Origin of the sequence: Corynebacterium glyciniphilum AJ 3170 (assembly GCF_000626675.1) — a bacterium.
In the GTDB taxonomy this organism is placed as follows: Bacteria; Actinomycetota; Actinomycetes; order Mycobacteriales; family Mycobacteriaceae; genus Corynebacterium; species Corynebacterium glyciniphilum.
The window spans coordinates 862,494-874,809 of the sequence record NZ_CP006842.1 but is presented as its reverse complement, the minus strand read 5'-3'; the positions used below and the strand labels follow the sequence as shown (position 1 = coordinate 874,809).

Genomic DNA, 12,316 nt, shown 5'->3' with positions numbered 1-12,316 from the left:
CGGAACTGTCGTCGGGTGTTTACCAGACAGGATAACCCGTCGGGCACGGTTATCCGCCATCAGCACCCGGCATCCGCGGACAGGACGCATACAGGACGTACGGCGCTGTTCCCCTTGCCGTACACAGCAGGTAGTCTCGTGTCCGTGGACTTCGACGACTCTCTGATGCCCCCGGACCCCTTCGCCGATGATCCGGAGGATCCGGCGGCCCTGTTCGATGACGAGGTGGACGAGCCGCTGTCCGACGACGAGCGCAACGCCCTGCGTGAGGACCTGGCCAACGTCCGCCGCTTTCGCGAGCTGCTGGAACCCCGTGGGGTTCTGGGTGTGGCAATGACCTGTGACGACTGCCAGGAGCTGCACTACTACGACTGGCCGATCCTGGTGTCCAACCTGTCGACCATGCTCAATGACGGGCCGGTGCCGGTTCACGAGCCCGGCGCCGACCCCGACCCCGACTTCTACGTGCCCTGGGACTACTGCGCCGGGTACGCCGACGCCGCCGACTGGCTGAGCCGTGGACCGCGGACATTCCGTAAGTGGGGCCGCTAGAGACCACGCCTCGTCCCAGGAAGGGACCGTCCTCGTCAGGAGGAGGGCTCTGCCCCGGGCTCCGGCTCATTCGGCTCGCGCTGAGACTTCGGTGCGCTGCTCGGGGTGGATGACGTCGTCGAGGACGTCGTCTTCGACGGGGCCGCCGCGGCACCACGCTGCGGCTCCGCCATGACCATCGGGCCGCCTGGTCCGGGGGTCTCGGCAGGAACCTCGGACGCGTCGGCATCACCGGCCGACTCTCCCCCGTCAGTGCCCGCACCACCGTCACCGGTGGTATCGGTCGGATCGACGGGCTGAGCCTCCGCACCCGGTTCCGGCTCCGCCAGCACCATGCCGCCCGCATCGGCACCCCGGTCAACCGCACCGTCGTCTGTGGTAGGCGCGGAGGGGTCGTCATGACCCTCCGAGGCAGGAGCAGACGAATCCGGTTGTGTGTCGCCGGAACGCCGCGGCGTATCCGTGTCTGTGTCGTCCCCTCCACCCTGCTGGCCCGATCCGGCGACGACGGAGTCAGACTGTCCGGAGTTCCCGGAGTTACCCGTCGTCAAGGCTCCGACAGTGAATCCACCGACGACAAGAGCAGCTGCGACACCGCTGCCCACCACCAGGGACGTCAACGAGACCCCGCCCAGGGCCGCGACCCCACCGGCACGGCGCATCGCACGGCGCCGTCGGCGACCGGCCAGAGGTGTCACAGAGCCCGCGCCGTCCGGCGCTTCAGTAGGGCCGACGACGGGGGCGGCCGGAATGTCCCGTGCGCTCTCGGCACGGGCATCCGCGAGAAGACGGAAGAGCGGGTCAGCGCCGTCGACCTTCTCACCGGCGGCAATGGCGTCCAGCATCTGGTCGGCTGCGCGCACGGCATCGACGTCGACACCATTCATGGCGTCGTCGTCGAAACCCTGCGGGCCCCACCTGTGCTCGTCCATCATTCCGTCCTCGAAGTCTCACGGGATTCCAGGGTCTCCCGCATCTTGGCCAACGCCCTGAACTGTGCAACCCGCACCGCGCCGGCAGTCGACCCGACGATCTCCGCCGTCTCCTCGGCGGAGTAACCACCGAAGACCCTGAGAGTCACGATCTGTCGTGCCTTGTCACTGAGCGTATCGAGCAACTGCGCGACTTCGTTACAGGAACTCAGGTCGACAGCCACCGATTCAGGGGTGCTCGTGACCACCTCCTGATCCGGTACCTCGTCGGTAGGAACAGACAGGTCACGCGACTGCGAACGACGGGCGTCCACGATCTTGTTTGCGGCGATCCGGTAGACGAACGCCATAAACGGTTTGCCCTGGTCCTCATACCCGGGTATCGCGCGTGCGACGGCAAGACAGATCTCCTGTGCCAGATCCTCCGGGGTGGGGTACTTCGTGGACGGGACACGGGCCCGGCAGTACCGCACGACCGGCGGATGGATGAGATCGATGATGCGCTGGAGCGCCCGCCCGTCCCCCTCCACTGCGGAGGGCACGAGACGGGGCAGAGCCTCGTCGATGTCGTCAGTCGCTGTCATAGTCCTCGTGAAACCACGGTCAGGGCAGGCTGTCGGTTCGCCGGTCAAGCTCGCCTGCCTGTGGGGTGAAATTACCACAGCAAACCGCGCGCCCGGGACTCACCCGGTAATACCCGGCGGGAACCGCAGGATGCCGGGCACGGAAAATGTCACATCCTGAACAGCTGCCGGACACCTGTTGTTCACACACGGGGACGACCCTGGGGGCCGGTGGAAAAACGCAGATCCGCCGAACTCAGAACTCAGAAATACTGACGTACAGGAGAACAGCCATGCCACAGACGAGCGACCTCCCCGGCCCCGCCACCACCTTCTGGGACTGGCAACTCCACGGTTCCTGCCGTGGAGCAGAGTCCGCCGTCTTTTTCCACCCTGACGGAGAACGAGGGCGGGCACGCTCATTGCGGGAACACCGCGCCAAGGCCATCTGCAACGAATGCCCGGTACTGGCCCAGTGCAAGGAGCATGCCCTCAGCGTCGGGGAGGTCTACGGGATCTGGGGCGGGATGGGCGAATCCGAACGGGCCGCCGCCCAGAACGGACGCGCCCGGCGTCTCCGGCCCGCCCGGGAAAGCCGCCGCCTGGCGTCCTGACCCCCAGGCCCTGGGACAGCCGAAGGGGCAACCACAGGACTAATCCCAGGGCCAAACCCCGGACGAAGACCCAGGGGTGGAATAACCCCGCACAGCCACCCTGGAGCCTCCGTGCCACCGGCAACCGGCGAGACAGACCGCGACGACACGACGACGACACGACGACGACAAGGCCCCCACCCGGTCTGGAAATGACCGGTGTGGGGGCCTCAGACGTGCCCGGAACTCCTAGTGGTGGTGTCCGTGGCCGGCGGCTGCTGCCGCTTCGGCGGGCTTGTCGACGATGGCGGTTTCCGTGGTGAGCACCATGCGTGCCACGGAGGTTGCGTTGACGACGGCGGAGTGGGTGACCTTGACCGGGTCGATGATCCCCTGCTCCAGCAGGTTGCCGTAGACACCGGTGGCGGCGTTGTAGCCCTCACCGTTACCCAGCTCGGCGATCTTGGAGACGACGACGGCACCGTCGAGGCCGGCATTGTCGGCGATCCAGTAGGCCGGGCGACGCAGGGCGCGCGCCAGCGCCTTTACGCCGACAGCCTTGTCGCCCTCGAACCCGGAGGCGAACTCGTCGAGTTCAGCGGCGATCTGCACAAGGACGGATCCGCCACCGGCGATCACGCCTTCCTGCGCGGCGGCACGGGCGGCGTTGATGGCGTCCTCGACACGCAGCTTGCGCTCGTTGACTTCGGTCTCGGTAGCGCCACCGGCACGGATGACAGCGACACCACCAGACAACTTCGCCAGACGTTCCTCGAGCTTCTCGCGGTCCCAGGTGGAGTCGGTACGCTCGATGTCGGAGCGGATCTGGGTGCGTCGTGCCTCCAGGTCCTCGGCGGTACCGGCACCGTCAACGATGACGGTCTCGTCCTTGGTTACGGTGATCCGGCGGGCGGTACCCAGCTGCTCCAAGGTCGTCTCGGAGAGCGACTGGCCGACCTCCTTGTCCACGACCGTAGCGCCGGTGACGACAGCGAGGTCGTCCATGAACGCCTTGCGGCGGTCACCGAAGTACGGGGACTTCACGGCGACGGCCTTGATGGACTTGCGGATGGAGTTGACCACGAGCATCTGCAGCGGCTCACCGTCGACGTCCTCGGCGACGATGAACAGTTCCTTGCCTGCCTTGGCGATCTGTTCCAGCACGGGAAGGAAGTCGGGCAGGGAACTGATCTTGTCGCGCACCAGCAGGATGGCCGGATTCTCCAGGATCGCCTGGGCCGACTCCTCCTCGGTGACGAAGTACGGCGACAGGTAGCCCTTGTCGAAGGAGACGCCCTCGGTGACGACGAGCTCGTCCACCAGGGACTGGGACTCCTCGACAGTGAGAACGCCGTCCTTACCGACCTTGTCCATGGCCTCGGCGACCTTGGCGCCGATGCCTTCGTCACGCGAGGACACCGTGGCGACGTTAGCGATCGCGGCGGAGTCGGCGACCGGCTCCGCACGCTCCTGCAGCGCCTCGATGACCTTGTCGGCGGCCACGGAGATGCCCTCGTTGACGGCGATCGGGTTTCCGCCGGCAGCGACGATGCGCATGCCCTCGTTGATCAGAGCCTGTGCGAGCAGGGTGGCGGTCGTGGTGCCGTCACCGGCAATGTCGTTGGTCTTCACGGCGACGGACTTGACCAGCTGCGCACCGAGATTCTCGAAGGGATCCTCGAGATCGATGTCGCGGGCGATGGTCACGCCGTCGTTGGTCACGGTCGGACCGCCGAAAGCCTTGTCGAGAACCACGTTACGGCCCTTGGGGCCGAGGGTGACGCGCACCGTGTCAGCCAGCGTGTCCACACCGCGCTGGAGCCCCTTGCGGGCCTCCTCGTCGAATGCGATGAGTTTAGCCATGCGTCATGACCTACTTCGCGGAGTTGACGACGGCGAGGATGTCGCGCTGGTTGAGCAGCAGGTACTCTTCCCCGTCGTACTTGAGCTCGGTGCCGCCGTAGCGGGAGAACACGACCGTGTCGCCGACCTCGACGTCCATCGGGATGCGGTCGTCATCGTCGTGCCAGCGGCCCGGGCCGACGGCCACGACGGTGGCCTCCTGCGGCTTCTCCTTGGCAGAGTCCGGGATGACCAGACCGGATGCGGTGGTGGTCTCGGCCTCGACGATCTGGACGAGGACGCGGTCCTCGAGCGGCTTGATGTTGACGTTAGCCACGTTGAATACCTCCGTGTTTGCGTACATGCAGTGATCGGAATTGTCTTGTGTTCCGGTTGGTATATCCTGCACAGCCGTCGTCGCGGGTGAACAACTGTGTGTCACACAACCACTTGGCACTCTACCCTGCCAAGTGCTAGCCCTCAACAAGGGTGGGTGCTAAGACCGGCACCTCGACATCCATCGACGGATCCGTCGCGGCATCCAGTGAACTGGCCGGGGCACCGGCCTCGATCAACCGTGCCGCCAGCGTCGCGATCATCACACCGTTGTCCGTGCACAGGGGCAGGGCCGGGACGACCAGACGCACACCTGCCTCCGCACACCGCTCGGCGGCGAGCGCCCGCAGACGGCGGTTGGCCGACACTCCCCCACCCAGCAGCATCACCGTGGCGCCGGTGTCCACACAGGCCCGGACCGCTTTCGCGGTCAACACGTCCACGACCGCCTCCTGGAAGGAGGCACAGACGTCTTCAACCGGGATGCTGCGGCCCTCCGTAGTGGCCTTCTCTACGAATCGGGCGACCGCCGTCTTGAGCCCGGAGAAGGAGAAGTCGTAGGCGGCGTCCCCGGGGCGGCTCATCCCCCGGGGGAAGGCGATCGCCGCGGAGTCCCCCCGCGCAGCGAGCCGGTCGATCACGGGCCCTCCCGGGTACCCGAGGCCGAGCAACCGGGCAACCTTGTCGTAGGCCTCACCGGCGGCGTCGTCCAGCGTGGAACCCAACTCCGCCATCGGACTGCCGACCCCGTTGACCCGGAGGATCTGCGTGTGCCCACCGCTGACCAGCAGTGCGACCGCGCGATCGAGATCGCCGACCGCGCCAGAGTCACCGCCCGCCTCGAGCGTGCCGACGGCAACGTGGCCCCCGAGGTGATTGACACCGTAGAACGGCACACCCCACGCTGCCGCGTACGCCTTGGCTGCCGCCGCCCCGACCAACAGTGCCCCGGCGAGACCGGGTCCCACCGTCGCCGCAACCGCGTCCGGACGGCGACGCCTCCCGGTGGCCGCCGTGGCCCGTTCAAGATCGTCGAGGGCCGCCGTCATCGTCGGGCCCATCGATTCCAGGTGTGCACGGGAGGCGATCTCCGGGACCACCCCACCGAAACGGGCATGCTGCTCCATCGATGAGGCCACCCGGTTCGACACCTGCCGGACCCGCCCGTCGGAATGCAGTTCGACGACTCCCACGCCGGTCTCGTCACAGGAGCTCTCGATTCCCATGATCAGGCGGGGCGCCTCCGAGATGCGCTGTGACCGCGCCGGGCGGCACATCGTGTAGGCGTCCGCACCGGAAGGCCGGTAGTAGTTCCGGCGGGTGCCGGTAATGTCGAAACCGTAGCTGCGGTACAGACGGATCGCCGGATCGTTGTCGGTCCGGACCTCCAGGTAGACCGGACCATCGTCCCTGTCTGCGAGGTCCATCAACGGATCCATCAGCGTGCGCGACCACCCGCGCCCCTGCACGGCAGGCTCCAGGCCGATCGTATGGATCTCGAACTCCGGATCGTCAGCCGGACCGTTCTTCGCCAGACCGGCATAGCCGACCAACCGCTCCTGCGATGTTCCTTGCCCGGTGACCATGCCCAGATAGACCGTGTTCGGCGCGGTGATCTCACTGGCGAACCCCGCCTCCGGCCACGGCGAGTCCCCGCGGAAGAGCTCCGCCTCGATCTCGGCGCACCGGGCCGCGGCCTGAGGGGAGAGAGGCCCCACGCTCGGTCGCTCCGCACCCGTCACATCGTCCGGCGACGCCGCCTTACCTGCCCCGTCGACGTCATCGACCTCCTCCACACTGCTGAAGTCGAGGGCCGCGGAAACCTGTACCGCCTTCGGTTCCACTGCATCGGGACGGCGCAGGTACAACGCCCGCAGCGGCGCTGCAGGATGCCGCAGTCCCTCGGCCCCCCCGAGGATCTGCACCGCCGCGGTAACGAGACCGACCGGCGTGGGACGTGCGTCAGCGTCCGTCACCGTCCACCCCGCCACTGCGTCGGCACGCTCGGCGACCTCCCGGGAGGCCAGAACCTCTGCCTCCGGAACCGCCGCGATGACGTCGTCCGGCGCGGCGACCGACGGGCCGTCGAGCACCGACCCGGTGGCACCGTCGACAAGGCTCCAGTACCACTCACGCCGTCGCGCGTCACTGACAACCAGACGACGCGAGCCGACTGTGGTGGCGGTCGCAAGATGGCCCGGGACGCCGTGAACCGGAATGCCGAGGGCGTCACCGAAGGCCGCAGCGGTCGCCATCCCGACGCGCAGTCCGGTGAACGGCCCGGGACCGACACCCACGACGACCGCATCCAGGTCCTCGGGCGTGATTCCGGCTTCCTCGAGTGATGCGAGGATGTTCGGCGTGAGCACCTCCATATGCCCCCGGGGATTGAGCTCCACCCGCTCGGCAAGCAGGCGTGGCCGTGATTCAGAACCGACCGTGGAGTCGACGGGACAGTCCACCACTCCTGCGACGACGTACGAGGTGGAGGTGTCGACCGAGAGAACATGCATGGGATGCGATCCTACCCCGGTGGTCCGGTACGGAATAGGCGAAGCCCCGTCGCACTCTCCAATTGCGACGGGGCCTCTGGATACACCCCTCACGGTGATCCGACATCCATTTTGGCACCACATGCAGATTCTCGCCAATCAATCCTGCTTATGGGGGATATTATCGGGGGGATTCAGAAGTGCTACCCCTGTGACCAGCGCCAATGAAATTGGCGAGGTGACTCGTCCTCGTAGCCGACATCAGAGTCACCGTCAGAGTCACCGTCAGAACCGTCGCCTCCGGACCGGTCGATCTCGATGTCGATCCACCGCGCCGGCGCCAGCGACTCCACCACCCCGCGACCCCATTCTGCGACGAGTACACGGTCCTCCAGGTCGGCATCGATGTCCAGGGACTCCAGGGCGTCGAGCACCGCACCGCGCGTCGGGCCGCTGTCAGGCCCGCTGCCATGGGCACCCTCGCCGAGCAACCGGTAGGCATCCATGTGCAACATCCCGGGGCGTCCCGTCCCGTCGGTCCCGGGCCGGTGTTCCCGGATGATCGTGAACGTCGGCGACTGGACCCGACCCTTCACCCCCAGGCCGGTGGCGATGCCCTGTGTGACGGTTGTCTTCCCCGCCCCGAGCGCACCGGTGAGCACCACGACGTCCCCGGCCCGGAGCTGCCTGCCGAGCTCCCGCCCGAGCGCGCGCATCGACTCGGCGGAGCTGACCTCCACGGTGCCCGATGCTGCGTCGAATACCCCGGTGAAAGGGCCCTCGTCGGCAGCAGGAGTGGTGGGCAGGACGCGGCGGCGCACCCTCCCACGGGGCAGGGTAAGTACCTCGTAGGCGATGGTGCCGGCAGCGGTGGCGATCTCCTCGACGGAGCGTCCCCCGGTACCGAAGATCACGGCCCAGTCACCGGGCCGCACCGATGCCCCGGGGCCGTCCTCGCCGGCTGCTCCCAGGTCGATGACGATCTGATCCATGCACACCCGTCCGATCTGCGGGAACCACACACCGTTGACGGTCACCCCGAACCGTCCCGACATGTTCCTCGGCACGCCGTCGGCATAACCGATCGCCACGACGGCGGTACGGGTGTCCCGCTCGGCACGCCAGAGGTGTCCGTAACTGACACCTTCCCCAGCAGGAACGACCCGGGTGGTCACAACGCGTGCCCTGACCGTCATCGCCTCACGTAACCGGACCGGCCCACTCTCCCCCACCGGAATCACGGTCGGGTCGACGGCGTACACGCCGTACACGCTGACCCCGGGCCGCACCATCTCGTGGCGTAGATCAGGACGTGACAACGTTGCCGGAGTATTGGCGATGTGATTCACCGGTACGTCGAGGCCCATCGCACGGCAGGTCTCGACGGCCGCGACAAACCGTCGCGCCTGCAGGTCGGTCACCGGCGAGGCGGGGTCATCCGCGCTCGCGAGATGTGACAGTACGCCGGAGACCGTGAGGACACCGTCGCGGACCGCCGCCACTGCCAGGGACACCGCCTCGTCCCACCGTGCCGCCTCAATGCCGGACCGGGACAGGCCGGTGTCTGCCATCAGTCCGACCGTCAGCGGCGACGAACCCCCGGCCACCGCTGACCGTGACGCCGCGACGGCAGCATGCAGATGCTCGACCGACGGCACACCCAGGGTGACGCCGGCAGTGCACGCCGCGGCGATGTCCTCCTGGTCAGGATCCGGCAGCCACATCCACGCGGTCACAGGTGCCGTCACCCCGGCGTCCCGCAACGCCAGCGCCTCGCCGAGCGTCGCAACCCCGAGGGCGACGGCCCCTGCGTCGAGTGCCGTCCGGGCGACGTCGACCATGCCATGGTTGTACCCGTCAGCCTTGACGATCGCCATCACACCTGCGGGTGCGGCGATACGGACCAGGGTCCGCACATTGTGGTCGATGGCGCCGAGATCAACGACGAGCTCGGCGAGGGCGTGGTCGCGAGGGTCGTGGTGGTCGCAGAGGTCGCGGCCGGATCGTTCACTCATCACCGCTGCTCCCCGTGCCTACTCCACAGTCACGGACTTGGCCAGGTTCCGCGGCTTGTCGATGTCGGTGTTACCGCACTGGCGGGCGATCTCGGCCGACAGGAACTGCAACGGCACGGTGGAGAGAAGCGGCTGCAGCAGGGTCGGGCACTGCGGGATCTCCAGCAGATCATTGGCGAACGGTCGCACCGCCTCATCGCCCTCCTCGGCGATGACGATGGTCCGGGCACCGCGGGCGCGGATCTCCTGGATGTTGGTGACAATCTTCGAGTGCAGGATCTCCCTGCCCTGCGGGGACGGCACGACCACAACCACCGGCAGATCGTCCTCGATCAGGGCGATCGGACCGTGCTTGAGCTCACCGGCGGGGAACCCCTCAGCATGGATGTAGGCCAGTTCCTTAAGCTTCAGGGCTCCTTCGAGAGCCACCGGGTAGCCGACATGACGGCCGAGGAACAGCATGGTCGGGATCGGGCCGAGCTCCGCCGCCAGTTCCAGAACCGTGTCTTTGAGTTCCAGGACCTTCTCGATCTTGCCCGGGATCTCCTCGAGCTGGCGGTAGGTCGTCTCGATCTCGTCGGAGAACTTTGTCCCCCGGGCCTGGGCCAGCGCCAGGCCCACGATGTAGTTTGCCGCGACCTGTGCCAGGAATGCCTTGGTGGAGGCGACACCGATCTCGGGGCCTGCATGGGTGTAGAGCACAGCATCGGCCTCGCGCGGAATCTGCGAACCGTTGGTGTTGCAGACCGCCAGTACCCGGGCACCCTGTTTCTTGGCGTGCCGGACCGCTTCCAGGGTGTCTGCGGTCTCACCGGACTGCGAGACTGCCACCACGAGCGTCTGTCGGTCAAGGACCGGATCACGGTAACGGAATTCGCTGGCGACCTCGATCTCCACAGGCAGTCGCACCCAGTGCTCGATGGCGTACTTCGCCAACAGGCCGGAGTGGTAGGCAGAACCACAAGCCACCACGAAGACCTTCTCGACCTGCCGCAGATCATCATCGGACAGTCGCTGTTCGTCGAGTACGACCCGTCCGTCGACGTAGTGACCTGCCAGCGTATCCCGCACTGCGGCGGGCTGCTCGAAGATCTCCTTCATCATGAAGGAATCGAAGCCCCCCTTCTCTGCGGCCGCGAGATCCCAGTCAATGGTGAAGGGGCGCCCTTCGGTCGGGGTTCCGTCGAAGTCCATGACGCGGTACCCGTCCGCGGTGATGACGACAGCGTTGTTCTCGTCGAGTTCGACCGCTTCGCGGGTGTGTGCGATGAATCCTGCGACATCGGAGCCGAGGAACATGCCGTCCTCGCCGACACCCACAATCAGCGGGGTGGAGCGGCGTCCGGCGACGATCTTCCCGGGCTCGTCCGCATGGGCGAACAGGACGGTGAACGCACCTTCCAGGCGACGCAGCACCGACAGCGCGGACGCCTCCAGGTCACCCGCCGTCGGCCCAGCGGCGTATGCCAGGGCGAGCAGGTGGGCGGCGACCTCGGAGTCGGTCTCGCTGGTCAGTTCGACGCCTGCCGCCTCGATCTCGGCGCGCAGGGGGGCGAAGTTCTCGATGATGCCGTTGTGCACGATCACGGCTTTGCCGTCGAAGGAGACGTGCGGGTGCGCATTGACGTCATTGGGACGCCCGTGCGTGGCCCACCGGGTGTGGCCGATACAGGCTTTCCCGTTGAATCTGTCGCGACCTGTTTCCGCGATCTGCTGCTGCAGGTTCGCCAGCTTCCCTGCCTTTTTCTCGACCTCGATGTCACCGTCCGAGATGACAGCGATGCCGGCGGAGTCGTACCCCCGGTACTCCATCCTGGCCAGGGCCTCCAGGCCGATGTCAAGTGCCTTGGCGGAGCTCCGGGCGCTTCCGATGTATCCAACGATGCCACACATACTCGACAACAATACTGGTCTGCTTTTCCGCCCGTGAAGCGCGTCCCGCTAGGCACCCCTGACCATGATCCGCGCAATGACTTCCCTGTGTGTGTTCCCCGTCGTGAGATGGCTGCGGCGCGGCCCCCGGGTCACCGCGCGGCACGTGCTGCGAAGACCCCCGCCCCGCGGCACGGTTCTATCTACTAGGCTGAGATCCGTGGCAGACAACGTGAAGAACCTGGTCCCCCGGTTGGAGAAGCGGGGCCCGCACAGGGTCCTGGTCGGCGAACTCGACTTCGCCGGAATCCCCGGCCGTATCTACACGCCTGCTGAAGGCAAGGCGATCGCCGGCGTGGCATTCGGCCACGACTGGCGGGTCGGCGTGGACGGCTATCATGCCACTCTGCGCCACCTGGCCAGTTGGGGTATCGCCGTGGCTGCACCGGACACGGAGCGGGGCATCTTGCCGAATCACCGTGGTTTCGCCTCGGACCTGGAGTCCTGCATGCAGATCCTCTCCGGGGTCCGGCTGGGAGTCGGAAACATTACGGTGGACCCGAACAAGCTGTTCTTCGCCGGGCACGGCATGGGCGCCGGAGCCGCCGTTCTGGCCGCGACGGGACGGGCTCCTGCCGAACCTGCCAAGAAGCACTACCGTGACCGGCCGACGGTCGCCGGCGTGATCGCTATCCACCCGTCAGACACCTCGCCGAGTTGCTACCAGGCTGCTCGGCATGTCCAGGCCCCCGGCCTGGTTCTTGCTCCGGGACGCACGTTGGGTATCGAGGCCGGTGAGCCGGAGCGCGTCGCTGCGCTGTGGGGAGGCCCCGTGGTGTTCCGCAGGATCACCAAGGCATCGGCCTCCGGGTTCCACGAGAAGTTGACCCGTAAGTTCCTGACGACGAACAGCGGGTTCGAGTTCGCTGCGCAGGATTTCATCCGTTCTCTGTCGACCGGGTTTATCCTTGCAGAGGACGACAAGCACTATGCAGGCTTCCGGGACCCCGAGGCGAAGATCAAGAATTCCGAGGTCAAGAACCGGGGCGACCTGTTCGAGAATCTGCCGGAATTCGCTGATCCGCTCGACGCCGTGAATGAGGCACTCCGGGCCTGATC

10 protein-coding genes are annotated in these 12,316 nt (G+C 66.8%); 3 read left to right on the top strand and 7 right to left on the bottom strand.

The window, feature by feature from the left end:
• Positions 1–144 precede the first annotated feature (144 nt).
• Positions 145–552: a DUF5319 domain-containing protein gene (locus tag CGLY_RS04070; RefSeq protein WP_227590369.1), complete on the top strand. Its 408-nt coding sequence runs from the start codon at positions 145–147 to the stop codon at positions 550–552.
• A 35-nt stretch (positions 553–587) separates the two neighbouring features.
• On the opposite strand, the gene CGLY_RS04065 is transcribed toward CGLY_RS04070, so the two are convergent.
• Positions 588–1,484, bottom strand: a complete 897-nt coding sequence (locus tag CGLY_RS04065) for a hypothetical protein (RefSeq protein ID WP_038546503.1) — start codon at positions 1,482–1,484, stop codon at positions 588–590.
• A complete protein-coding gene (locus CGLY_RS04060; protein WP_038546501.1) occupies positions 1,484–2,068 on the bottom strand; it encodes a sigma-70 family RNA polymerase sigma factor in 585 nt (194 codons plus the stop codon). The genes CGLY_RS04065 and CGLY_RS04060 overlap by 1 nt, the downstream gene beginning before the upstream one ends.
• 272 nt (positions 2,069–2,340) lie before the next feature.
• Here CGLY_RS04060 and CGLY_RS04055 point away from each other — a divergent pair, with 272 nt between their 5' ends.
• The gene (locus tag CGLY_RS04055; RefSeq protein WP_038546499.1) at positions 2,341–2,661 is read left to right on the top strand and encodes a WhiB family transcriptional regulator; all 321 of its coding nucleotides are present in this window, start codon (positions 2,341–2,343) and stop codon (positions 2,659–2,661) included.
• Between the two features lie 228 nt (positions 2,662–2,889).
• On the opposite strand, the gene groL is transcribed toward CGLY_RS04055, so the two are convergent.
• The 5 genes from groL to glmS form a co-directional block, all read right to left on the bottom strand.
• Positions 2,890–4,503, bottom strand: coding sequence for a chaperonin GroEL (gene groL / locus CGLY_RS04050; protein ID WP_038546497.1), 1,614 nt, complete (start codon positions 4,501–4,503; stop codon positions 2,890–2,892).
• Between the two features lie 10 nt (positions 4,504–4,513).
• Complete coding sequence (groES, locus tag CGLY_RS04045) at positions 4,514–4,819, bottom strand: co-chaperone GroES (RefSeq protein ID WP_038551263.1); 306 nt, start codon at positions 4,817–4,819, stop codon at positions 4,514–4,516.
• A gap of 136 nt (positions 4,820–4,955) precedes the next feature.
• A complete protein-coding gene (gene tsaD, locus CGLY_RS04040) occupies positions 4,956–7,331 on the bottom strand; it encodes a tRNA (adenosine(37)-N6)-threonylcarbamoyltransferase complex transferase subunit TsaD (protein WP_038546495.1) in 2,376 nt (791 codons plus the stop codon).
• 182 nt (positions 7,332–7,513) lie between these two features.
• Positions 7,514–9,325, bottom strand: a complete 1,812-nt coding sequence (gene alr / locus CGLY_RS04035; RefSeq protein WP_081803763.1) for an alanine racemase — start codon at positions 9,323–9,325, stop codon at positions 7,514–7,516.
• A gap of 18 nt (positions 9,326–9,343) precedes the next feature.
• Complete coding sequence (gene glmS / locus CGLY_RS04030) at positions 9,344–11,218, bottom strand: glutamine--fructose-6-phosphate transaminase (isomerizing) (RefSeq protein WP_038546493.1); 1,875 nt, start codon at positions 11,216–11,218, stop codon at positions 9,344–9,346.
• 199 nt (positions 11,219–11,417) lie between these two features.
• Between glmS and CGLY_RS04025 the strand changes: the two genes are divergently transcribed.
• Positions 11,418–12,314: a dienelactone hydrolase family protein gene (locus tag CGLY_RS04025; protein ID WP_081803762.1), complete on the top strand. Its 897-nt coding sequence runs from the start codon at positions 11,418–11,420 to the stop codon at positions 12,312–12,314.
• The last annotated feature ends 2 nt before the right edge of the window (positions 12,315–12,316 follow it).